Source organism: Rheinheimera baltica (assembly GCF_030731985.1).
Taxonomy (GTDB): domain Bacteria; phylum Pseudomonadota; class Gammaproteobacteria; order Enterobacterales; family Alteromonadaceae; genus Alishewanella; species Alishewanella baltica.
This window is the reverse complement of record NZ_JAPJDY010000015.1, coordinates 1-22762: the sequence shown is the minus strand read 5'-3', so window position 1 is coordinate 22762 and position 22762 is coordinate 1. Positions and strand designations below refer to the sequence as shown.

The following is a 22762-nucleotide window of genomic DNA, read 5'->3' as shown; positions in this document are numbered from 1 at the left end:
ACGGCCGATTGTTGCTTAAATTAGCAGCAATTGGCTTTGTAACTTGACAGGTCAAAGCTTGACCATTAGAATTCCGCGACCCCAAATATGGGGTGCGGAATTTTCACGTTTATTGGGTATATATTAACCAGGAGTATTTAATGGCAACAATCAACCAGCTAGTGCGTAAGCCGCGCAGCCAGAAGGTAGCCAAGAGCACCGTTCCGGCGCTTGAAGCTTGCCCGCAGAAGCGTGGTGTTTGTACCCGTGTATACACCACTACACCTAAGAAGCCAAACTCAGCATTACGTAAAGTATGCCGTGTTCGTTTAACTAACGGATTCGAAGTTTCTTCTTACATTGGTGGTGAAGGCCATAACCTGCAAGAGCACAGTGTTGTGCTTATTCGCGGTGGCCGGGTAAAAGACCTGCCAGGTGTGCGTTACCACACCGTACGCGGCACATTAGATTGTGCTGGCGTTAAAGATCGTAAACAAGCCCGTTCTAAGTACGGCGCAAAACGGCCTAAGAAATAACGGTACTCCGTTAGTAAGGCCAAACTAAACAACTTTTTTTCTTTAATGTATTAAAAGTTTTGGAATCACCTGAAGCAATCGGAGTTACGAATGCCAAGAAGACGCGTCATAGGTCAACGTAAAATTCTTCCAGATCCTAAGTTCGGAAGTGAGTTACTTGCCAAGTTTGTAAACGTCGTTATGGTCGACGGTAAAAAATCTACTGCCGAATCAATTGTATACGGCGCATTAGAATTAGCAGCTACCAAGTCTAAGAAAGAACATTTAGACATTTTTGAAGTAGCATTGGACAACATTCGTCCTACAGTTGAAGTTAAGTCACGTCGTGTTGGTGGTTCTACCTACCAGGTACCATGTGAAGTACGTCCTGTACGTCGTAATGCCCTTGCTATGCGTTGGTTGGTTGAAGCTGCCCGTAAACGTGGTGAAAAATCAATGGCTCAGCGTTTAGCTGGTGAAATGCTTGATGCTGTTGATAACAAAGGTTCTGCGGTTAAGAAACGTGAAGACGTTCACCGTATGGCTGAAGCGAACAAAGCGTTCGCGCATTTCCGCTGGTAAGCTTTGCTTAAAGAGGATTAATTGTGGCACGTACAACCCCAATAGAACGCTACCGTAACATTGGTATTTGTGCGCACGTAGATGCGGGTAAAACCACTACGTCCGAGCGCGTATTGTTTTACACGGGCCGCTCTCACAAGATTGGTGAGGTTCATGACGGTGCTGCAACAATGGATTGGATGGAGCAGGAGCAGGAGCGTGGTATTACTATCACGTCTGCTGCAACTACTACATTCTGGTCTGGGATGCAGCAGCAATTTGAACAGCATCGTATCAACTTGATTGATACCCCAGGTCACGTTGACTTCACCATCGAAGTAGAGCGCTCGTTGCGCGTACTTGATGGTGCAGTTGTCGTTCTGTGTGGATCATCGGGTGTGCAACCGCAAACTGAGACGGTTTGGCGTCAAGCCAATAAGTATGAAGTGCCGCGGATGATCTTCGTAAATAAGATGGATCGTACTGGTGCAAATTTCTTGCGCGTGGTTAAACAGGCGCAAACCAGATTAAACAGCACCATAGTTCCAATTCAGTTACCTATTGGTGCTGAAGATGATTTCAGAGGCGTTATCGACCTCGTTAAAATGAAAGCCATCAACTGGAACATGGAAGATCAGGGTATGACGTTTACCTACGAAGACATTCCAGCTGATATGGCTGAAGAGAGTCATTTGTGGCGTCAGAACATGATCGAAGCTGCTGCGGAAGCCAGCGAAGAGTTAATGGAGCGCTATTTAGATGGCGAGGAATTTTCTGAAGATGAAATTCGCCAAGCGCTACGTGATTTAACACTACGTAATGAAGTGGTATTGGTAATGTGCGGCTCTGCCTTTAAAAATAAAGGCGTCCAGGCAATGTTGGACAATGTAATTTATTACTTGCCATCACCGACGGAAGTAAAAGCCATTACGGGTATTAACGAAGACGAGTCGGAAGGGGAGCGTCATTCAGATGACGAAGAACCGTTTTCCGCTCTGGCTTTCAAAATCGCAACTGATCCATTCGTGGGTACGCTTACATTCTTCCGCGTTTATTCCGGCGTTATCAAGTCAGGTGACACGGTATATAACCCGATTAAAATGAAGAAAGAGCGCATTGGACGTATCGTACAGATGCATGCTAATGCCCGTGAAGAAATCAAAGAAGTTTGTGCTGGTGATATCGCTGCCGGTATAGGTTTTAAAGACGTAACCACAGGTGATACTCTATGCTCACCTGAGCACATTATCACGCTAGAGCGCATGGAGTTTCCAGAACCGGTTATCTCTGTGGCGGTTGAGCCAAAAACTGTAGCTGATCAGGAAAAAATGGGTATCGCGCTAGGTAAACTGGCTGCTGAAGATCCTTCTTTCCGTGTACATACTGATGAAGAGTCCGGCCAGACTATAATTTCTGGCATGGGTGAACTTCACCTGGATATTATCGTTGACCGTATGCGTCGTGAGTTCAAAGTAGAAGCAAACGTGGGTAAACCACAGGTTTCTTACCGCGAAACACTGCGAGCGGTAACAGAAGTTGAAGGTAAGTTTGTACGTCAGTCTGGTGGTCGTGGTCAGTTTGGTCACTGCTGGCTTAAGATTGAGCCGCAGGAAGAAGGCGCTGGTTACGAGTTCGTGAATGCTGTGATTGGTGGTGTTATTCCAAAAGAATACATCCCGGCAATCGATAAAGGCATACAAGAACAAATGAAAAACGGTGTTCTTGCTGGCTACCCGGTAATTGACGTTAAAGTTACGGTGTTTGACGGTTCGTACCACGATGTTGACTCAAACGAAATGGCATTTAAAATTGCTGCGTCGATGGGCTTCAAAAAAGGTGCACTGCAAGCCAAGCCAGTTATTCTTGAACCTATCATGAAAGTTGAGGTGGTGACACCAGACGACTTCATGGGTGATATTGTTGGTGACTTGAACCGTCGTCGCGGTATTATCAACGGTATGGAAGATGCACCTGGTGGTATCAAAATCGTTGATGCGCACGTTCCGCTATCTGAAATGTTTGGTTATGCAACCAACATGCGTTCGTTAAGTCAGGGTCGCGCTTCATATTCAATGGAACCATTGAATTATTCTGAGGCCCCTAACAACGTTACAGAAGCTATCATCGCTGCGCGTAAAGCATATTAATAACTTAGTATGGCCTGCTTAGGCAGGCCGCAATTAAATAAAGAAGGGTCTATTCATGGCTAAGGCTAAATTTGAACGAGTAAAACCGCACGTAAACGTAGGCACCATTGGTCACGTTGACCACGGTAAAACTACCTTAACTGCAGCAATCACCAACGTACTGGCTAAGACATACGGCGGTCAGGCATTTGCATTCGACCAGATTGACAAAGCGCCAGAAGAAAAAGCACGTGGTATCACAATCAACACGTCACACGTTGAATATGACACGCCAACACGTCACTACGCACACGTAGACTGCCCAGGCCACGCTGACTATGTTAAAAACATGATCACTGGTGCTGCTCAGATGGACGGCGCGATTCTGGTAGTAGCGGCGACAGACGGCCCGATGCCACAAACACGTGAGCACATCCTGTTGTCACGTCAGGTAGGCGTACCTTACATCATCGTGTTCATGAACAAGTGTGACATGGTAGATGACGAAGAGCTGTTAGAGCTGGTAGAAATGGAAGTGCGTGAGCTTCTTTCAGACTACGACTTCCCGGGTGATGACTTACCAGTAATTCGTGGTTCAGCGCTGAAAGGCCTGGAAGGCGATGCAGAGTGGGAAAAGAAAATCATCGAGTTGGGTGAAGCGTTAGATACGTACATCCCAGAGCCGGTACGTGCTATTGATAAGCCGTTCATCATGCCAATTGAAGACGTATTCTCAATTGCTGGTCGCGGTACTGTAGTAACAGGCCGTGTAGAGCAGGGTATTGTAAAAGTTGGTGAGACAGTAGAAATCGTAGGTATCAAAGACACTGTAGCGACGACGTGTACAGGTGTTGAGATGTTCCGTAAGCTGTTAGACGAAGGTCGTGCAGGCGAGAACATTGGTGCGTTGTTACGTGGTACTAAGCGTGAAGACGTAGAACGTGGTCAGGTACTTGCTAAGCCAGGTTCAATCAAGCCACACACTAAGTTCGAAGGCGAAGTGTACGTATTGTCAAAAGAAGAAGGTGGTCGTCATACACCATTCTTCAAAGGCTACCGTCCACAGTTCTACTTCCGTACCACAGACGTAACTGGCGCAGTTGAATTGCCAGAAGGCGTAGAGATGGTAATGCCAGGCGACAACCTGAAGTTTGTTGTTGAACTGATTTGCCCAATCGCGATGGACGAAGGTTTACGCTTCGCAATCCGTGAAGGCGGCCGTACAGTTGGTGCTGGTGTAGTATCAAAAATCATCGCTTAATTAAGTGATTGATGAAAAAAGGCTCCGTTGGGGCCTTTTTTTTTGCCTAAATTTTGTCGAAAAAGACGCTAAGTCATAAGCGTATTCATTATTCAAACACTTGTTTGAAAGTAAAACCTGTGCCATGCTTTAACTCATCCGTCCAGTTTGAGAGGCAGTCAACATGAGCCAATACCAAGCCCCACTAAATGATATATATTTTAACCTTTTCGATGTTTGGCAGTTAGATCAATACTGGCAACAGCAATCTCAGTTGGCAGATCTCATTGAAGCGGACACAGCCAAAGCAATCCTAGAAGAAGCGGCGAAGATTTGTGAACAACAAATTGCACCATTCGCCAGTAGCGCCGATACAGTAGGTGCCAAATTGGTTAATGGCAAAGTGTTACTACCAGAACATTATCACACGGCTTATAAAAGTCTTAGTGAAGGAGGCTGGACAGGCCTTAGCGGTGATGCAGAATTTGGCGGCATGGGGATGCCAAAGGCATTATCTATGATGGTTGATGAAATGCTTTGTAGTGCAGATATCGCTTTTTCGCTCTATCCCGGGTTAACGGCCGGCGCTTGTGTCGCTTTGCTACAGCACGCTGATGAAGCAACAAAAAAGACATACCTGCCTAAGATGTATAGTGGTGAGTGGTCCGGTACAATGTGTTTGACAGAGTCGCATGCCGGCTCAGATCTCGGTATTATGCGTACAGTAGCCAAACCCACAGACGACGGCAGTTATCAGATTACAGGCAGTAAAATCTTTATCACGGCCGGTGAACACGAATTAACCAGCAACATTGTGCATTTAGTGCTTGCTAAACTGCCTGATGCGCCCGCTGGTAGTCGCGGAATTTCTTTGTTTCTCGTGCCGAAATATTTACCTGACGCTAGTGGCCAAGCTGGCGAGCGCAACAAGGTAACGGTTGGGTCTATAGAACACAAAATGGGTATCAATGGCTCAGCAACCTGCGTACTAAATTTTGATGACGCAAGAGGCTACCTCATCGGCGAACCACATCGTGGATTGGCCTGTATGTTCACCATGATGAACTACGAGCGGTTATCCATGGGCAGCCAAGGCTTAGGTGCGGCAGAGCGCGCGTATCAAAATGCCGTCAGCTATGCAAAAGACCGCTTGCAAGGTCGTATTAGCGAAAAAGATCCAAACAAAGCCGAGTCCATCCTTGGTCATGCTGATGTTCGTCGTATGCTGCTAAATATAAAAGCGATGAATGAAGCCGGTCGTACCTTTGCTACCTGGGTTGCGTCATTGTTAGACAAGGCAAAATACGACAACTGTCAGCAATCTGCACAGCGTGCCAACTTACTCACACCGATTGCCAAGGCATTTATGACAGATCAAGGTTTTGATTCGTGTGTCATTGCCCAGCAGGTTTTTGGCGGGCACGGTTACGTTAAAGAGTGGGGCATGGAACAGCTGGTACGCGATGTTAGGATTGCGCAAATATATGAAGGAACGAACGGTATTCAGGCTGCCGATTTTATGTTGCGAAAAGTGGCTGCAGACAAAGGTGATGCGCTATTAAAATTACTAGCCGAAATTAAACAAGACATCTTGGCGCAACCTATAGATATAACGATATCATTAACAAGTTACATTGATCAGCTGGTACAGTTAACCAAAGCAGTGATAGCTCAGGATAGCAGAGCGCAAAGTGCTAATGCTTGTGACTTTTTGGCGCTTGTTTCTTACATTCTCTATGGTTATATGTGGTACAAAAACCTTGCAGCGTTGAAAGTAGAGGTTCACAGCAGTACGTTTATTACAGCTAAACAATATACAGCTGCTTATTTCTTCACGCGGGTACTGCCTAAAGTTGATGGTTTACTATCATTATTAAGGCATGATTCAGCGTTAGTTGATAAGTTAACCGTTGAACAATTTTAGTACTTAGGACAACTATGAGATTTTTGGTCGGGTTGGCGTGTTTGTTTGCGTTTTCTGTTTCTGCTGCAGACGCCCTGGACAAAAGGATGAAAGCCGAGCAGTGGGACACTTATACACCGTTTACACTGCTACCGCATAAAAATAACTATCTGATGCCATTTACGTATGTAGATGGTATTGCTTCTACTTTGGAACGAGATGGTGACAGTGCGCCTTCTAGTAATATTGAAGCGAAATTTCAACTGAGTCTGAAAACACCTTTAATCACCAAAATTTATAAAGATAAAGGCTATCTGTTTTTTGCTTTTAGCCAACAGGCCTATTGGCAAGCCTATAACAGTGACGTTTCGTCTCCGTTTCGTGAAAACAACTATGAACCAGAGCTTATCCTGATGCTACCGCATTATAAGAATTACGAGGAAGCAGCCAGCCGTATCATTAGCCTTAGCCTATCGCATCAGTCAAATGGTCGCGCAGGTGAGCTATCGCGTAGTTGGAACCGCTTGAAGCTGAGCTGGGTTACATCAGTGGGTAATGTGTTTATTAATTTTGAACCCTGGTATCGATTTAAGGAAGATCCTAAAGATACACCGCAAGACCCCAAAGGTGATGACAACCCCGATATTACCCAATATATGGGGTGGTTTGAGCTGTCTGCTGCGTACAAACAGGACCAAGCAACCTGGCGAATGATGCTAAGAAACAATTTACGTAGTGAAAATAAGGGGGCATTGCGCTTATCGTATTCTCGACCATTTAATAAACATATCCGTTTATATGCTGAGTTTTTTAATGGTTACGGCGAAAGCCTCATCGACTATAATCGTTCTACCACTCGTTTTGGCATAGGTTTTGAACTTAATGACATTTTGTAGTGCATTATTTAAGCAATGCTTGCGTTATCTGTTGATTTCAGTATAATGCGCGGCCAGTCGATACAATTCTGACTGGCTCGTTAGGTAACATATTAAGTTATTTAACGCTTACAGTGCTCCCGATTGGGGAGCAAACGTAACTTTGGTGCATGGGCATCCCCCTTTTTGGGTTGGATTGCTTGTGTTTATTTTTGCTCTTTTTGCTCTTTGAGGCTTTGAATACATGAGTAATCAAAGGATTCGCATCCGTCTGAAAGCGTTCGATCACCGTTTGATCGATCAGTCAACTATGGAAATCGTTGACACAGCTAAGCGTACGGGCGCACAGGTTCGTGGTCCTATTCCACTTCCTACCCGCCAGGAACGTTTCACTGTATTGATTTCTCCTCACGTAAATAAAGATGCACGTGATCAGTACGAAATCCGTACCCACAAGCGTTTAATCGACATCGTTGAGCCAACAGAAAAAACTGTTGATGCGCTGATGCGTTTAGACTTGCCTGCTGGCGTTGACGTTCAAATCAGCCTGGGCTAATCAGACAGGTTTATAGAGGGGTTTAGGAAATGGCTATCGGTCTAGTCGGTCGTAAAGTGGGAATGACTCGCATCTTCACTGAAGACGGCGTTTCAATTCCAGTAACCGTAATCGAAGCGACACCAAACCGTGTAACTGCTGTTAAGACAGCAGAAACGAACGGTTACAGCGCATTACAAGTGACTGCTGGTACTGTAAAGGCAAGTCGCCTGAGCAAACCAGATGCAGGTCAGTTTGCAAAAGCTGGTGTAGACGCTGGTCGTGGTCTGTGGGAATTCCGCCTGGCAGATAACGAAGGTGCTGACATCACTGTCGGCAGCGAAATTACGGTTGAGATTTTCGCAGAAGCGAAAAAAGTTGATGTGTCTGGCACATCAAAAGGTAAGGGTTTTGCTGGTGCTGTTAAGCGCTGGAATTTCCGTACTCAGGATGCTACTCACGGTAACTCTTTGTCACACCGTGCACCAGGTTCAATTGGTCAGAACCAATCACCAGGTAAAGTATTCAAGGGTAAAAAAATGGCTGGTCACTTGGGTGCTGAGCGCGTAACTGTGCAATCACTTGAAGTGGTTCGTGTAGACGCAGAACGTAACCTGCTGTTAGTAAAAGGTGCAGTACCTGGCGCTATCGGTGGTGACGTAATCGTTAAACCAGCTGTTAAAAGCTAACGTCTGAGGAGATAAGTGATGGAATTAGCATTACGAGACGCTCAAGGCGTTCTTGAAGTTTCCGAAGCTACCTTTGGACGTGAGTTTAATGAAGCTTTGGTTCATCAGGTCGTTGTAGCTTATGCTGCCGGCGCCCGTCAGGGTACCCGCGCTCAGTTAACACGTTCTGAAGTACGCGGTGGCGGCAAGAAGCCATGGCGTCAAAAAGGTACTGGCCGTGCGCGTGCTGGTACAATCCGTAGCCCAATCTGGCGCGGAGGCGGTGTTACATTTGCGGCTAAGCCACAAGATCACAGCCAGAAAGTAAACCGTAAAATGTACCGTGGTGCGATTCAAAGCATCCTGTCAGAATTAGTTCGTCAAGAGCGTTTAATCGTGGTTGAAAATTTCGCCGTTGATACGCCTAAGACCAAAGATTTGACTGCAAAGTTAAAATCAATGGACTTGAAAGACGTGTTAATTGTGACTAACGAAGTGGATGAGAACCTGTTCTTATCTGCACGTAACCTGTACAAGGTTGACGTGCGTGACGTACACGGTATCGACCCGGTCAGCTTAATCGCATTCGACAAAGTGTTAATGACTGCTGCTGCAGTTAAGCAACTTGAGGAGCTTTTAGCATGATCCGCGAAGAACGTTTACTGAAAGTTATTTTGGCACCACACGTATCTGAAAAGAGCACCGTGTCTGCTGAAAAACACAATACAGTCGTTTTCAAGGTAGCCACTACTGCGACTAAAGCTGATGTTAAAGCAGCAGTTGAAAAACTGTTCGAAACTGAAGTCGTTGGTGTGCGTACTGTTAACGTTAAGGGTAAGACCAAGCGCACTGGTGCGCGTATGGGCAAGCGTAGCGATTGGAAAAAAGCTTACGTGACTCTTAAAGAAGGCAGCGAAATCGATTTCGTTGGCGGCGCTGAGTAAGAAGAGGAGTTAGGAAATGGCACTTGTAAAGTGTAAACCTACGTCACCAGGTCGTCGCCACGTATTAAAAGTGGTTAACCCAGACCTGTACAAAGGCAAGCCTTATGCCCCTTTGTTAGAAAAAAATTCAAAAACTGGTGGTCGTAACAACAACGGTCGCATCACTACCCGTCATATCGGTGGTGGTCACAAGCAGCATTACCGTTTAGTTGACTTCAAACGCAACAAAGATGGCATTCCGGCCAAAGTTGAGCGTTTAGAGTACGATCCAAACCGTACTGCAAACATCGCATTGGTGTTATATGCAGACGGCGAGCGTCGTTACATTCTGGCCCCTAAAGGCTTGAAAGCGGGTGATACAGTGGTTTCAGGTATGGAATCACCAATCAAAGCCGGTAACACGCTGCCACTGCGCAACATTCCAGTGGGTCAGGTAGTACATAACATCGAAATGAAACCAGGTAAAGGTGGTCAGTTAGCTCGTTCTGCTGGCGCATTTGTACAGATTCTGGCTCGTGACGGTGAGTACGTTACTCTGCGTTTACGCAGTGGCGAAGTACGCAAAGTATTAGCAGATTGTCGCGCGACTATCGGTGAGATCGGCAACGCGGAACATATGTTACGTCAATACGGTAAAGCTGGTGCTATGCGCTGGCGTGGCATTCGCCCAACCGTACGTGGTGTGGTAATGAACCCGGTTGATCACCCACACGGTGGTGGTGAAGGTAAAACTTCTGGTGGTCGTCACCCTGTATCTCCATGGGGCGTACCAACGAAGGGTTACAAAACTCGTTCAAACAAGCGTACTGATAAACTTATCGTACGTCGTCGTGATAAATAATTTGTGAGGAATTGCCATGCCACGTTCTCTCAAGAAAGGTCCATTTATTGACCTTCACTTGCTGAAGAAGGTAGAGAAAGCGTTGGAAAGCGGTGACAAGAAGCCTATTAAGACTTGGAGCCGTCGTTCAATGATCATACCTGATATGATCGGTTTGACCATCGCTGTCCATAATGGTCGTCAACATGTACCTGTGTTCGTCTCGGAAGAGATGATTGGTCACAAGTTAGGTGAATTTGCACCTACTCGTACCTACCGTGGTCATGCAGCCGACAAAAAGGCCAAGAAGCGCTAAGGGGTAAATGATGCAAGCATTAGCTAAACACAAATTTGCCCGTTCTTCTGCTCAAAAAACGCGTCTGGTTGCTGACCAGGTTCGTGGATTGTCGGTAGATAAGGCGTTGAATGTATTAACTTACAGCCCGAAGAAAGCTGCTGAGTTAGTCAAAAAGGTACTTTTATCAGCCATTGCTAACGCGGAGCACAATGAAGGTGCGGATATTGATACGCTTAAAGTTAAGACGATCTTCATTGATGAAGGTCCGTCTATGAAGCGCATCAAGCCACGTGCTAAAGGTCGTGCTGACCGTATCGTTAAGCGTACCAGCCACATCACTGTGGTTGTAGCTGATAACTAGGAGATAGAAATGGGACAGAAAGTACATCCTAATGGTATTCGCCTAGGTATCACTAAGCCATGGAGCTCAACCTGGTTCGCGAATACGAAAGACTTCCCGGATTTCTTAAACGGTGATTATAAAGTTCGTCAGTATCTGACTAAAGAACTTAAAGCAGCGTCAGTAAGCCGGATCGATATTGAACGCCCTGCGAAAAGCATTCGTGTGACTATTCACACAGCGCGTCCAGGCGTTATCATCGGTAAAAAAGGTGAAGATGTTGAGAAAATCCGTAAGCAAGTCGCTGCCATCGCTGGCGTACCTGCGCAGATTAATATCTCTGAAATCCGTAAGCCTGAGCTGGATGCCAAATTAGTTGCTGATTCAATCAGCAGCCAGTTAGAGCGTCGTGTAATGTTCCGTCGTGCTATGAAGCGTGCGGTTCAGAACGCTATGCGTATTGGCGCTAAAGGTATCAAGGTACAGGTGAGTGGTCGTTTAGGCGGCGCTGAGATTGCCCGTGATGAATGGTATCGTGAAGGTCGTGTGCCACTGCACACCCTGCGCGCAGACATTGATTACAACACCTCAGAAGCTTTAACTACTTACGGTATCATTGGTGTTAAAGTGTGGATTTTCAAAGGCGAGATCTTAGGAGCTCTGCCATTGAACAACAACACCAACAACGCCAACAATAACAACCAGCCTAAAGCGCCGAAAAAACCGGCACGTAAGGCAAAGTAGGGGTATTGAGCGATGTTGCAACCAAAACGTACAAAATTTCGTAAAGTGCACAAAGGTCGTAACCGTGGTTTATCCTTGGTTGGCGATAAAGTATCTTTCGGTACTTACGCACTGAAATCTGTAGAACGTGGTCAAATGACCTCACGTCAAATCGAATCTGCACGTCGTGCTATGACGCGCGCTGTTAAGCGTGTTGGTAAAATCTGGATCCGTGTGTTCCCAGACAAGCCAATCACTGCTAAGCCGCTTGAAGTACGTATGGGTAGTGGTAAAGGTTCTGTTGAGTACTGGGTATGCCAAATTAAACCTGGCAAAGTACTGTACGAAATGGACGGTGTGTCTGAAGAGTTAGCGCGTCATGCATTTACACTTGCCGCCGCTAAGCTACCATTTAAGACAACCTTTGTAACGCGGACGGTAATGTGATGAAAGCCAGCGAATTAAAAGCGAAAAGCGTTGAAGAGTTAAACGCTGAACTACTGGGCTTATTACGTGAGCAGTTTAACCTGCGCATGCAATTAGCTACTGGTCAGTTAGCTCAAACGCATTTATTTAAGCAGGTGCGTCGTGATATCGCGCGCGTTAAGACCATCTTAACCGAGAAGGCAGGTGCGTAATGACTGAAACAAATATTCGTACACTGCAAGGTAAAGTAATCAGCAACAAAATGGACAAGTCTATTACTGTTGCGATTGAACGTTCAGTGAAACATCCTATTTATGGGAAGTTCATTAAGCGTACTACCAAGCTGCACGTACATGACGAAACTAATCAGTGTAAAGAAGGCGATGTAGTCACTATTCGTGAATGCCGTCCTTTGTCTAAGACTAAGTCTTGGACCCTGGTAGCTGTAGTCGTATCAGCATCTTAATTCGTTAAGATGTCAAAAGCGGCTCCTTTTTGGAGCCGCTTTTATTTTGCGCTACCTTTTTGGTAAGAGTGCTGTTATAATCACGCGCCCTCTTGTCAGGGGGTAGTTTATATCGTAAGCAGCGTAACCCGTGAGGGTTATTTAGTAGAATAGCGGAGCACTAAGATGATCCAGATGCAATCTATGCTGGAAGTCGCAGACAACAGCGGCGCGCGCAGCGTAATGTGTATTAAGGTCTTAGGTGGTTCACATCGCCGTTATGCTGCAATTGGTGACATCATCAAAATTACTGTTAAGGAAGCAATTCCGCGCGGTAAGGTTAAAAAAGGTGATGTACTAAATGCAGTGGTGGTGCGTACACGCAAAGGCGTACGCCGTCAGGACGGTTCTTTGATCCGTTTTGATCGCAATGCAGCAGTGTTGTTAAACAGCAAGCTGGAACCGATCGGCACTCGTATTTTCGGGCCTGTTACACGTGAACTTCGTGGCGATAAGTTTATGAAGATCGTGTCTCTGGCACCAGAAGTACTGTAAGGAGTCACCATGGCTAGTAAAATCCGTCGTGATGATGAGGTTGTTGTTCTTACTGGTAAGGACAAAGGTAAGCGCGGTAAGGTTACTAAAGTATTAGTAGCTGAAGGTCGTGTTTATGTTTCCGGCGTTAACTTGGTTAAAAAGCATCAGAAGCCTGTACCGGCTCTGAACCAGCCAGGTGGTATCGTTGAGAAAGAAGCCTCGATTCATGTTTCAAACGTAGCGATCTTTAACTCTAAATCGGGTAAAGCAGATCGTGTAGGTTTCCGCCTTGAAGACGGCAAAAAAGTTCGTTTCTTCAAGTCGAATAACGAAGTAATTTAATTGCTATTGGAGTAATACGATGGCGAAACTGCATGAAATTTACAAAGACACCGTAGTCCCAGAACTGTTTAAGCAGTTCGGCTACACCAGCGTCATGCAAGTCCCTCGGATTGTTAAAATCACACTCAACATGGGTGTGGGTGAAGCCGTAGCTGACAAAAAGATCCTTGAAAATGCTGTAGCAGATTTAACTGCTATTGCAGGCCAGAAACCTCTGGTTACTAAGGCGCGTAAGTCAGTCGCTGGTTTCAAAATCCGTGAAGGCTACCCTATTGGCGCAAAAGTGACCCTGCGCGGCGAGCGTATGTGGGAATTCTTAGAGCGTTTAGTCTCTATAGCTATCCCGCGTATTCGTGATTTCCGTGGTGTAAACCCGAAATCATTCGATGGCCGTGGTAACTACAGCATGGGTGTACGTGAGCAAATCATTTTCCCAGAAATCGATTATGACAAAGTAGACGCAGTACGTGGTTTAGATATCACTATTACGACTACCGCGCGTACCGATGACGAAGGACGTGCTTTACTTGCCGCGTTTAACTTCCCATTCAAGAAATAAGGTGTAGGGTCATGGCAAAACAATCAATGAAAGCGCGTGAATTCAAGCGTGCACAACTGGTAGCCAAATTCGCTGCAAAGCGTCATGAACTGAGAGATGCGATTTCTAGTCCAGCAACTTCTGATGAAGACCGTTGGGCCGCCGTTCTTAAGTTACAGACGTTGCCGCGTGATTCAAGCCCTTCGCGTCAACGTAATCGTTGTCGTGTAACTGGTCGTCCACACGGTTACCTGCGTAAATTCGGCATGAGCCGGATCAAGGTCCGTGAAGCGGCGATGCGCGGTGAAATTCCTGGCCTTCGTAAGGCTAGCTGGTAAGAATCACGGGAGTAACGAGCTATGAGTTTGCAAGATCCAGTAGCGGATATGTTTACTCGCATCCGCAACGGCCAGTCAGCCAATAAAGTTGCGGTTAAGATGCCATCTTCAAAATTGAAGGTGTCAATTGCGAAAGTATTAAAAGACGAAGGTTACATCGCTGATTTCGCGGTTTCTGGTGAGTCAAAACCAGAACTGGAAGTAACGTTAAAGTACTTCCAGGGCAAATCTGTAATTGAAACTATCGATCGTGTTAGTCGTCCTGGTCTGCGTATCTACAAGAAACGCGGCGATTTACCTAAGGTAATGGGCGGTTTAGGTGTGGCCATCGTGTCAACATCTAAAGGACTAATGACTGACCGTGCCGCGCGCAAGGTTGGTATCGGTGGCGAAATCATCGGCTACGTAGCGTAACGGAGGTAGTAATCTATGTCTCGTGTTGCTAAAGCCCCAGTCACTATTCCAGCAGGCGTTACTGTAACGCAAACTGGTCAGGTAGTGTCATTTAAGGGCAAAAACGGCGAGTTAACATTAGATGTTAACCCAGCAGTTGAAATCGTTGTTGATGGTAACGTTTTACGTACCATTCCTCGCGATGGTTTTGACAATGCTAACGCACAAGCGGGAACTGCCCGTGCGTTAATCAACAACTTAGTTACTGGTGTTACTGAAGGTTTCTCTCAGAAACTGGAACTGGTCGGTGTTGGTTACCGTGCTAAAGCAGAAGGTAAAGTATTAAACCTGAGCCTTGGCTTCTCTCACCCGGTAGTGTTTCAGGTACCTAACGGTATCACTATTGAAACACCAACCCAGACAGAAGTACTGGTAAAAGGTTCTGACAAGCAATTAGTTGGTCAGGTTGCCGCTAACATCCGGGCATACCGTAAACCAGAGCCTTACAAAGGCAAAGGTGTACGCTATGCAAATGAAAACGTGCGTCGTAAAGAAGCGAAGAAAAAGTAGGGTAGGACGATGGATAAGAAACTTGCTCGTCTGCGCCGTGCCAAACGCACCCGCAGAAATATTATCGAACAAGGTGCGAATCGCCTGGTTGTACACCGTACACCACGTCACATCTACGCCCAGCTTATCGCACCAAATGCTGAAGTGATCGCTGCAGCTTCTACTTTAGAAGCTTCAATTAAAGAATCACTTAAGTACTCTGGTAACGTAGACGCTGCTAAGGCTGTAGGTAAAGCGATTGCCGAACGCGCAGTAGCCAAAGGCGTTACTGCTTGTGCTTTTGACCGCAGTGGCTTCCAGTATCATGGTCGCGTACAAGCTTTGGCTGACGCGGCGCGTGAAGCCGGTCTTCAGTTCTAGGAGTAGCTCATGGCTAACGAAGAAGCTAAACAACAATCTGATTTACAAGAGAAGCTTGTTGCAGTAAACCGCGTGTCAAAAGTTGTAAAAGGTGGTCGGATTTTCTCCTTCACCGCTTTGACCGTAGTTGGTGACGGTAATGGTCGCGTTGGTTTTGGTTATGGTAAAGCACGTGAAGTTCCAGCTGCTATTCAAAAAGCAATGGAAAAAGCACGTCGCAACATGACTCAAGTTGAATTAAACGGTAACACGTTACACCACCCAACTCGTGGTGTTCACTCAGGTTCAAATGTTTATATGCAGCCTGCTGCTGAAGGTACTGGCTTGATCGCCGGTGGTGCAATGCGCGCCGTACTTGAAGTTGCTGGTGTACAAAACATTTTGTCTAAGTGTTACGGCTCAACTAACCCAATCAACGTAGTTCGCGCAACTATTAATGCACTAGGGTCTGTAAAGTCACCAGCACAAATAGCTGCTAAACGCGGTTTACGCGTTGACGACATTCTGGGGTAATCTGCCATGGCGAAGAAGACAATTAAAGTAACCCAAACGAAGTCAAGCATCGGTCGTTTACCGAAGCATAAGGCCTCGTTAACTGGGTTAGGTTTACGCCGTATCGGCCATACTGTTGAAGTTGAAGATACACCTTCAGTTCGCGGTATGATCAATGCTGTGTATTACATGGTTAAAGTGGAGGAGTAACAGATGTTATTAAATACTCTTGCTCCGGCACCTGGTGCTAAGAAAGACAAGCGTCGTGTGGGTCGTGGTATCGGCTCCGGCTTAGGTAAAACTGCTGGTCGTGGCCACAAAGGTTTGAAGTCACGTTCAGGTGGTAAAGTACGTCCTGGTTTCGAAGGCGGTCAAATGCCTCTGAAACAACGTCTACCTAAGTTCGGTTTCACTTCACAGAAGTCATTGATTTCTGCTGAAGTACGTTTGCATGAACTTGCAGCAGTGAAAGGTGATGTAGTTGATTTAGCTAGTCTGATGGAAGCTAACATCATTTCTCGTACTGTTAAGTTTGCTAAAGTTGTCCTGTCTGGCGAAATTACTCGTCCAGTAACCGTTAAAGGTTTAGGTGCAACTAAAGGCGCTCGTGCAGCAATCGAAGCCGCTGGCGGTAAAGTCGAAGAATAATAAGGATAGTACGCGATGGCTAAACCAGGTTCGGACTCAAGAAGTGCAAAAGGCGGTTTCAGCGAGCTGAAATCCCGCCTGTTGTTTGTGCTTTTGGCCATAGTCGTGTTTCGACTAGGCTCCTTTGTGCCAATTCCTGGAATTGACGCCGCCGTGCTGGCTCAGTTATTCGAGCAACAAAAGGGCACCATCGTTGAAATGTTCAACATGTTCAGCGGTGGCGCACTTGAGCGTGCTTCGGTGTTTGCGTTGGGTATTATGCCCTACATCTCCGCCTCTATTATCGTTCAGCTGTTAACGGTGGTTCACCCCGCTATGGCAGAATTGAAAAAAGAAGGTGAAGCTGGAAAGCGCAAAATTAACCAGATGACGCGCTACGGTACTTTGGGTTTAGCAACGTTACAGGCTATTGGTATTGCCACTGGTCTGCCAAACATGATGCAAGGGTTAGTCATTAACCCCGGCTTTGCATTTTACTTCACTGCAGTAATCAGTCTGGTTACTGGAACCATGTTTTTAATGTGGTTAGGTGAGCAAATTACAGAGCGCGGCATCGGTAACGGTATTTCGTTGCTAATCTTTACCGGTATTGTTGCCGGCTTCCCGTCTGCCATTGGCCAGACGATAGAGCAGGCACGTCAAGGCGATTTGCACTTTTTACTGTTAGTTGCAATTGGTGTGATCGTGATCGCGATTACCTGGTTTGTGGTGTTTTTTGAACGCGGCCAGCGTCGGATTGTGGTCAATTATGCAAAGCGTCAGCAGGGCCGTCAGGTGTTTGCCGCGCAAAGTAGCCATTTACCATTAAAGGTAAATATGGCTGGTGTAATTCCACCAATATTTGCTTCTAGCATCATTCTGTTTCCTGGAACGATTGCCAGTTGGTTTGGCTCAGGTGAAGGCGTAGTAGCTAACTTCCTACAGGAATTAGCGTTAACATTATCTCCGGGACAACCGTTGTATATGATGTTATACTCTGCGGCCATTATTTTCTTCTGTTTCTTCTATACTGCGTTGGTGTTTAACCCACGTGATACAGCAGATAACTTGAAAAAATCTGGTGCCTTTATTCCTGGCATAAGACCTGGTGAACAGACATCAAAATACATTGATAAAGTGATGACACGGTTAACCCTAGCGGGCGCACTATACATTACCTTTATCTGTTTAGTACCTGAGTTCATGATGGTAGCGTGGGACGTTCAGTTCTACTTCGGTGGTACATCACTGCTGATTATCGTTGTCGTTATAATGGACTTTATGGCACAGGTACAGACCCATCTGATGTCTCATCAGTATGATTCTGTGCTTAAAAAGGCAAATCTTAAAGGCTATAGCCGTTAAGATATATTTGCGGAGTTAAGTTATGAAAGTACGAGCTTCCGTTAAGAAGATCTGCCGTAACTGCAAAGTGATCAAGCGTAATAACGTAGTTCGCGTAATTTGCAGTGAGCCAAAGCATAAACAGCGCCAAGGCTAATAGCAGAATAAAATGATATTGCGGGCTGAATCGATAGGTTTAGCCCCTTTATCGTTTGCATTATAAGCGCCATTTGAGTATCCTTACGGGCTTTTCAAATTGGCATCTTTAAACTCTATTATAGGAGAACGTTAGTGGCCCGTATCGCTGGCATTAACATCCCCGATAATAAGCATGCGGTCATCTCTTTGACCTATGTTTATGGTATCGGTAAAACCCGCGCTAAATCTATTTTAGCTGCAGTGGGAATCGAAGAAAGTACTAAAATTGCGTCTTTATCTGATGCACAACTAGATACGCTTCGTGACGAAGTTGCAAAATACACCGTTGAAGGTGACTTGCGTCGTGAAATCACATTAAACATTAAGCGTTTAATGGACCTTGGTTGTTACCGTGGCCTTCGCCACCGTCGCAGTCTGCCGGTTCGTGGTCAGCGCACTAAAACTAATGCGCGTACCCGCAAGGGCCCACGTAAAGCGATTAAGAAATAAGGTGATTCAACATGGCTAAAGCACCAGTTCGTACTCGTAAACGGGTAAAAAAGCAAGTTTCTGACGGTATGGCTCATATCCATGCTTCTTTCAACAACACCATCGTGACGATTACTGATCGTCAGGGTAATGCACTGTGCTGGGCGACTGCAGGTGGTTCAGGTTTCCGTGGTTCACGTAAATCTACTCCGTTCGCTGCTCAGGTAGCTGCAGAGCGTGCAGGTACTGCTGCGCTGGAATATGGTGTTAAGAACCTTGAAGTGTTTGTGAATGGACCTGGCCCAGGCCGCGAATCAGCGATTCGTGCACTGAACGCCGCTGGTTACAAGATCACAAATATCACCGACGTGACGCCTATTCCGCACAACGGATGCCGTCCACCTAAAAAACGTCGCGTGTAATTACAGCGCTTCACGGATTATTGGAGAAAGAAGATGGCAAGATATTTGGGTCCTAAGCTCAAACTAAGTCGTCGCGAAGGTACAGATCTGTTCCTGAAGAGCGGCGTTAGAGCAATCGATTCAAAGTGTAACTTAACCACAGCACCTGGTCAGCACGGCGCTCGTCGTGGTCGCTTATCAGACTATGGTTTACAGTTACGCGAGAAACAAAAAGTACGTCGTATGTATGGCGTATTAGAAAAGCAGTTCCGTAACTATTACAAGGAAGCTGCTCGTTTGAAAGGTAATACAGGTGAAAACCTGTTAACGTTGTTAGAGTCACGTTTAGACAACGTAGTATACCGTATGGGTCTGGCCAGTACGCGCGCAGAAGCACGCCAATTGGTTAGCCACAAAGCTATTATGATTAATGGCCAAGTGCTGAACATTCCATCATACAAAGTATTACCTGAACAAGTGATCTCTGTTCGTGAGAAAGCGAAAAAGCAAGCCCGTATCGGCGCTGCGCTTGAAGTAGCTGCACAACGTGAGAAACCAACTTGGATCGAAGTTGACAACACGAAGCTTGAAGGCGTTTTCAAACGTCTGCCAGAGCGTTCAGACTTGTCTGCGGACATCAACGAACAGTTAATCGTCGAGCTTTACTCTAAGTAAAGCTAATTGTTAAGAGAGGGTACAATGCAGGGTTCTGTCACCGAATTCCTTAAGCCGAGATTAGTTGGTATCGAAAAGATCAACCCTACTCGTGCCAAAGTTACTTTGGAACCACTAGAGCGCGGTTTCGGGCATACCTTGGGTAACGCGCTACGTCGTATTTTACTTTCGTCAATGCCAGGTTGTGCAGTGACTGAAGTTGAAATAGACGGCGTGCTCCATGAGTACAGTGCCAAAGAGGGTGTGCAGGAAGATATCATAGATATCCTTCTGAACCTGAAAGGCCTTGCCGTTCGCCTGGAAGACAAAGATGAAGTCACGCTGACTTTAACGAAAAAAGGTGCTGGCCCTGTAACTGCTGGAGACATCCAGCATGGCGACGGTGTGGTTATTACTAACCCAGAGCACGTAATTTGCAACCTGACTGGTGAAACTGAATTCAGTATGCGCCTGAAAGTTGAACGTGGTCGTGGTTATGTGCCTGCATCAGCGCGTTTGTCCTCAGATGATGACGAGCGTCCTATTGGTCGTCTGTTACTGGATGCGTCTTTCAGCCCGGTTGAGCGTATAGCTTATTCTGTTGAAGCAGCGCGGGTAGAACAGCGTACTGATTTGGACAAACTGATTATCGATATGGAGACCAACGGCACTGTTGAGCCAGAGGAAGCCATTCGCCGCGCAGCAACGATTTTAGCTGAACAGCTAGAATTCTTCGTAGAGCTGCGTGATAAGAGCGAACCGGAAAAGCGCGAAGAGAAGCCGGAGTTTGATCCGATTCTGTTACGTCCGGTCGATGATTTGGAATTAACAGTTCGTTCTGCTAACTGCTTGAAGGCAGAGCAGATTCAGTACATTGGTGATCTGGTTCAGCGTACCGAGGTTGAGTTACTTAAAACACCTAACCTGGGTAAAAAGTCGCTTACCGAAATCAAAGACGTGCTGGCTTCACGCGGTTTATCACTTGGCATGCGCCTAGAGAACTGGCCGCCAGCGAGTCTGGTAAATAAAGACTAATCAGATACCAGTTTCTGGTTTAGTGAGAAGGAATAGATCATGCGCCATCGCAAGAGTGGTCGTCAATTAAACAGGAACAGCAGCCACCGTACGGCAATGTTCCGCAATATGGCAAGTTCGTTGGTGAAGCACGAAATCATCAAAACGACTTTGCCAAAGGCAAAAGAGTTACGTCGTGTGATTGAGCCATTGATCACACTGGCAAAGAATGACAGCGTTGCAAACCGCCGTCTTGCTTTTGCTCGTACTCGTGATAAAGAAGTAGTTGGTTTGTTGTTCAATGTTTTGGGCCCGCGTTACAACGCTCGTCCAGGTGGTTACACTCGTATTCTTAAGTGTGGCTTCCGTGCAGGCGACAACGCACCAATGGCTTACATTGAGTTAGTAGATCGTCCAGAAGTGGATGCACTGCCAGTTGAAGAAACTGCTGCAGAGTAAGCTACTCCTAAGTAAAAAGCCGGGCTATGCCCGGCTTTTTTATGTCTGTTTGTTTTTGCTACCAAGTACCGATATGATTATTTTATTCAGTTAATTAGGTAATGGTTTATGCAAAAATTTCGTTTATACATTATATATGCATTGTTATTTGTCCCTGCAGCACTTGCTGACTGCTTTCAACTAAACATTACCTCGGCATGCCATAACTTTTCATCTTTATTAAACAAAGTTCCTGATACGTATCCTATGCTACAAAAAGTTTTTGCGGATCCAGCCTCTTACAAAGTACAAATAATTTATACGCAAATAGATCGCGATACACAGAATAAACCTCACCTCAGTTACTACCAATATAATGTCGATGAGAACCGGTATTTCTATCCAGCCAGCTCAGTAAAGCTGCCTATAGCTTTACTTGCTCTTGAATGGCTGAACGAGCAAAATGTGGAGCAACTTACCACTGAGACTACCATGTTCACCGACGCCGCACTGCCATGGCAAACTGCCGCACATATAGATGATACTTCAGCGACAAAATTACCGAGTATGGCGCATTATATTAAGAAAATACTATTGGTAAGTGATAATGATGCCAGTAACCGGTTATATGAACTATTAGGCCAGGAAAGGATAAATGCTAAATTAGCAGAGAAAGGCTTAACAAATAGTTTGATTACTCATCGTTTAAGCACATCTTTAACGGAGCAGCAAAACCGGCAATACAATCCAATTCGATTTATCGGCTTAGATAACACTCTATTATTAGCGCTTCCAGCAAGGGAATCTGTAAGCGTTTTCCGCAACAAAGCCGAAGCCACTTTTGGTAAAGGATATATCGATAATGGGAATTATATCGATCAACCGATGGATTTCACTGCAAAAAACCGCCAGAGTCTGGCTAATTTTGATGGTGTAATAAAGCGTTTGGTGTTCCCGGAATTATTCAGTAAACAGCAGCAGTTTGCTTTATCAAGCAAAGATAGAGAGTTTGTCTTGCGTTATATGTCTATGCTGCCGTCAGAGAGTGATTATCCGAGTTACAATACAGAACAGTTTCCAGACAATTATTCTAAATTCCTCATGTTTGCCGGTGAGCCGAAGTCACTTCCCGCTAATATTCGTATTTTTAACAAAACCGGTTGGGCTTACGGACACATTGTTGACGGCGGTTATTTTGTCGATATAGAAAATCAGGTAGAGTTCTTTCTTACAGCGGTTATCTATACTAACAAAAACGACATCCTTAACGATGACCAATATGAAACCAAACAAGTTGCATATCCGTTTCTCAATGAGTTAGGTAACTACATATATCAATATGAACTCAACAGAGCTAAACCTATTAGGCCAGATCTTACCGATATTAAAAAGATCATCAGTAAATCCCCCTAGATCCGTTTAAATAACATACAGAAAACCAACGTTTTATATGTTTTTGCACAAAAAGTGTTCGAACGATCATATTTCTGTAAAAAAGATCTTGATCAGTTTGCTGCGATCTCTATAATGCGCACCACACAGACGGCAGCAAGCGAAAGCAGAAAACGTCTGACTGAGGTGAAAACCTCGCATCATCGAGTTTGACTCTGGTGCACGCTCTTTAACAAATAGCAATCAATCATCTGTGTGGGCACTTATGATGGATTTCACGAAAATGAAATTTATCAG

35 protein-coding genes are annotated in these 22762 nt (G+C 45.6%); all 35 read left to right on the top strand.

The genetic code is table 11. The annotated features are described in order from the left end of the window. Positions 1-140: 140 nt before the first annotated feature. The 35 genes from rpsL (at position 141) to ORJ00_RS18540 (ending at position 22486) form a co-directional block, all read left to right on the top strand. Positions 141-515: a 30S ribosomal protein S12 gene (gene rpsL / locus ORJ00_RS18710; protein WP_019677787.1), complete on the top strand. Its 375-nt coding sequence runs from the start codon at positions 141-143 to the stop codon at positions 513-515. A 90-nt stretch (positions 516-605) separates the two neighbouring features. Then, positions 606-1076, top strand: a complete 471-nt coding sequence (gene rpsG, locus ORJ00_RS18705; RefSeq protein ID WP_027672433.1) for a 30S ribosomal protein S7 — start codon at positions 606-608, stop codon at positions 1074-1076. Positions 1077-1099: 23 nt separating this feature from the next. Beyond that, positions 1100-3202 carry an elongation factor G gene (gene fusA / locus ORJ00_RS18700; protein ID WP_306127129.1) on the top strand — a complete coding sequence of 701 codons (2103 nt, stop codon included), beginning with the start codon at positions 1100-1102 and terminating at the stop codon, positions 3200-3202. 55 nt (positions 3203-3257) lie between these two features. Beyond that, complete coding sequence (gene tuf / locus ORJ00_RS18695) at positions 3258-4442, top strand: elongation factor Tu (RefSeq protein WP_027672141.1); 1185 nt, start codon at positions 3258-3260, stop codon at positions 4440-4442. A gap of 163 nt (positions 4443-4605) precedes the next feature. Then, complete coding sequence (locus ORJ00_RS18690) at positions 4606-6345, top strand: acyl-CoA dehydrogenase (protein WP_306127126.1); 1740 nt, start codon at positions 4606-4608, stop codon at positions 6343-6345. 14 nt (positions 6346-6359) lie between these two features. After that, positions 6360-7220, top strand: a complete 861-nt coding sequence (locus ORJ00_RS18685) for a phospholipase A (protein WP_027672143.1) — start codon at positions 6360-6362, stop codon at positions 7218-7220. Between the two features lie 223 nt (positions 7221-7443). Then, complete coding sequence (gene rpsJ / locus ORJ00_RS18680; RefSeq protein ID WP_008899121.1) at positions 7444-7755, top strand: 30S ribosomal protein S10; 312 nt, start codon at positions 7444-7446, stop codon at positions 7753-7755. A 29-nt stretch (positions 7756-7784) separates the two neighbouring features. Further along, a complete protein-coding gene (gene rplC, locus ORJ00_RS18675) occupies positions 7785-8423 on the top strand; it encodes a 50S ribosomal protein L3 (RefSeq protein WP_027672144.1) in 639 nt (212 codons plus the stop codon). Between the two features lie 18 nt (positions 8424-8441). Continuing rightward, the gene (rplD, locus tag ORJ00_RS18670) at positions 8442-9047 is read left to right on the top strand and encodes a 50S ribosomal protein L4 (protein WP_027672145.1); all 606 of its coding nucleotides are present in this window, start codon (positions 8442-8444) and stop codon (positions 9045-9047) included. After that, positions 9044-9346, top strand: coding sequence for a 50S ribosomal protein L23 (gene rplW, locus ORJ00_RS18665; protein WP_027672146.1), 303 nt, complete (start codon positions 9044-9046; stop codon positions 9344-9346). The genes rplD and rplW overlap by 4 nt, the downstream gene beginning before the upstream one ends. Positions 9347-9362: 16 nt before the next feature. Beyond that, positions 9363-10187 carry a 50S ribosomal protein L2 gene (gene rplB, locus ORJ00_RS18660; protein ID WP_027672147.1) on the top strand — a complete coding sequence of 275 codons (825 nt, stop codon included), beginning with the start codon at positions 9363-9365 and terminating at the stop codon, positions 10185-10187. A gap of 16 nt (positions 10188-10203) precedes the next feature. Continuing rightward, positions 10204-10482: a 30S ribosomal protein S19 gene (gene rpsS / locus ORJ00_RS18655; RefSeq protein WP_008950795.1), complete on the top strand. Its 279-nt coding sequence runs from the start codon at positions 10204-10206 to the stop codon at positions 10480-10482. Between the two features lie 10 nt (positions 10483-10492). Next, positions 10493-10825 carry a 50S ribosomal protein L22 gene (rplV, locus tag ORJ00_RS18650; RefSeq protein WP_019677721.1) on the top strand — a complete coding sequence of 111 codons (333 nt, stop codon included), beginning with the start codon at positions 10493-10495 and terminating at the stop codon, positions 10823-10825. 9 nt (positions 10826-10834) lie between these two features. Further along, a complete protein-coding gene (gene rpsC / locus ORJ00_RS18645) occupies positions 10835-11548 on the top strand; it encodes a 30S ribosomal protein S3 (RefSeq protein ID WP_027672148.1) in 714 nt (237 codons plus the stop codon). A 12-nt stretch (positions 11549-11560) separates the two neighbouring features. Then, a complete protein-coding gene (gene rplP, locus ORJ00_RS18640) occupies positions 11561-11974 on the top strand; it encodes a 50S ribosomal protein L16 (protein ID WP_027672149.1) in 414 nt (137 codons plus the stop codon). After that, complete coding sequence (gene rpmC / locus ORJ00_RS18635) at positions 11974-12165, top strand: 50S ribosomal protein L29 (RefSeq protein WP_008224486.1); 192 nt, start codon at positions 11974-11976, stop codon at positions 12163-12165. Before rplP ends, rpmC begins: the two co-directional genes overlap by 1 nt. Next, positions 12165-12419 carry a 30S ribosomal protein S17 gene (gene rpsQ, locus ORJ00_RS18630; RefSeq protein ID WP_027672150.1) on the top strand — a complete coding sequence of 85 codons (255 nt, stop codon included), beginning with the start codon at positions 12165-12167 and terminating at the stop codon, positions 12417-12419. Before rpmC ends, rpsQ begins: the two co-directional genes overlap by 1 nt. A 165-nt stretch (positions 12420-12584) precedes the next feature. After that, the gene (gene rplN / locus ORJ00_RS18625; protein ID WP_027672151.1) at positions 12585-12953 is read left to right on the top strand and encodes a 50S ribosomal protein L14; all 369 of its coding nucleotides are present in this window, start codon (positions 12585-12587) and stop codon (positions 12951-12953) included. Positions 12954-12962: 9 nt separating this feature from the next. Then, positions 12963-13277: a 50S ribosomal protein L24 gene (rplX, locus tag ORJ00_RS18620; RefSeq protein ID WP_027672152.1), complete on the top strand. Its 315-nt coding sequence runs from the start codon at positions 12963-12965 to the stop codon at positions 13275-13277. Positions 13278-13296: 19 nt separating this feature from the next. Beyond that, a complete protein-coding gene (gene rplE, locus ORJ00_RS18615; protein ID WP_027672153.1) occupies positions 13297-13836 on the top strand; it encodes a 50S ribosomal protein L5 in 540 nt (179 codons plus the stop codon). A gap of 11 nt (positions 13837-13847) precedes the next feature. Then, positions 13848-14153, top strand: a complete 306-nt coding sequence (gene rpsN, locus ORJ00_RS18610) for a 30S ribosomal protein S14 (protein ID WP_027672154.1) — start codon at positions 13848-13850, stop codon at positions 14151-14153. Positions 14154-14174: 21 nt separating this feature from the next. After that, on the top strand, positions 14175-14567 hold the full coding sequence (gene rpsH / locus ORJ00_RS18605) for a 30S ribosomal protein S8 (protein WP_027672155.1): 393 nt from the start codon (positions 14175-14177) through the stop codon (positions 14565-14567). A 15-nt stretch (positions 14568-14582) separates the two neighbouring features. Further along, positions 14583-15116, top strand: a complete 534-nt coding sequence (rplF, locus tag ORJ00_RS18600; protein WP_027672156.1) for a 50S ribosomal protein L6 — start codon at positions 14583-14585, stop codon at positions 15114-15116. A gap of 9 nt (positions 15117-15125) precedes the next feature. Then, on the top strand, positions 15126-15476 hold the full coding sequence (gene rplR / locus ORJ00_RS18595) for a 50S ribosomal protein L18 (RefSeq protein WP_027672157.1): 351 nt from the start codon (positions 15126-15128) through the stop codon (positions 15474-15476). Between the two features lie 9 nt (positions 15477-15485). Continuing rightward, a complete protein-coding gene (gene rpsE / locus ORJ00_RS18590) occupies positions 15486-15989 on the top strand; it encodes a 30S ribosomal protein S5 (RefSeq protein ID WP_027672158.1) in 504 nt (167 codons plus the stop codon). Positions 15990-15995: 6 nt separating this feature from the next. Next, positions 15996-16178, top strand: coding sequence for a 50S ribosomal protein L30 (gene rpmD, locus ORJ00_RS18585; RefSeq protein ID WP_027672159.1), 183 nt, complete (start codon positions 15996-15998; stop codon positions 16176-16178). Between the two features lie 3 nt (positions 16179-16181). Further along, positions 16182-16616: a 50S ribosomal protein L15 gene (gene rplO / locus ORJ00_RS18580; RefSeq protein WP_027672160.1), complete on the top strand. Its 435-nt coding sequence runs from the start codon at positions 16182-16184 to the stop codon at positions 16614-16616. A gap of 15 nt (positions 16617-16631) precedes the next feature. Further along, a complete protein-coding gene (gene secY, locus ORJ00_RS18575; protein WP_027672161.1) occupies positions 16632-17960 on the top strand; it encodes a preprotein translocase subunit SecY in 1329 nt (442 codons plus the stop codon). Positions 17961-17982: 22 nt separating this feature from the next. After that, a complete protein-coding gene (rpmJ, locus tag ORJ00_RS18570) occupies positions 17983-18096 on the top strand; it encodes a 50S ribosomal protein L36 (RefSeq protein ID WP_008950799.1) in 114 nt (37 codons plus the stop codon). Between the two features lie 134 nt (positions 18097-18230). Next, positions 18231-18587 (top strand): 30S ribosomal protein S13, encoded by a 357-nt coding sequence (gene rpsM, locus ORJ00_RS18565; RefSeq protein WP_027672162.1) that lies wholly within the window; start codon positions 18231-18233, stop codon positions 18585-18587. Positions 18588-18598: 11 nt separating this feature from the next. Next, positions 18599-18988, top strand: a complete 390-nt coding sequence (gene rpsK / locus ORJ00_RS18560) for a 30S ribosomal protein S11 (RefSeq protein ID WP_027672163.1) — start codon at positions 18599-18601, stop codon at positions 18986-18988. A 33-nt stretch (positions 18989-19021) separates the two neighbouring features. Beyond that, entirely contained in the window at positions 19022-19642 is a 621-nt protein-coding gene (gene rpsD, locus ORJ00_RS18555) for a 30S ribosomal protein S4 (RefSeq protein WP_027672164.1), read from the top strand. A gap of 24 nt (positions 19643-19666) precedes the next feature. Then, positions 19667-20656, top strand: coding sequence for a DNA-directed RNA polymerase subunit alpha (locus ORJ00_RS18550; protein WP_027672165.1), 990 nt, complete (start codon positions 19667-19669; stop codon positions 20654-20656). 39 nt (positions 20657-20695) lie between these two features. Further along, a complete protein-coding gene (rplQ, locus tag ORJ00_RS18545) occupies positions 20696-21094 on the top strand; it encodes a 50S ribosomal protein L17 (RefSeq protein ID WP_027672166.1) in 399 nt (132 codons plus the stop codon). A 108-nt stretch (positions 21095-21202) separates the two neighbouring features. Then, positions 21203-22486 (top strand): serine hydrolase, encoded by a 1284-nt coding sequence (locus tag ORJ00_RS18540; protein WP_306127123.1) that lies wholly within the window; start codon positions 21203-21205, stop codon positions 22484-22486. The last annotated feature ends 276 nt before the right edge of the window (positions 22487-22762 follow it).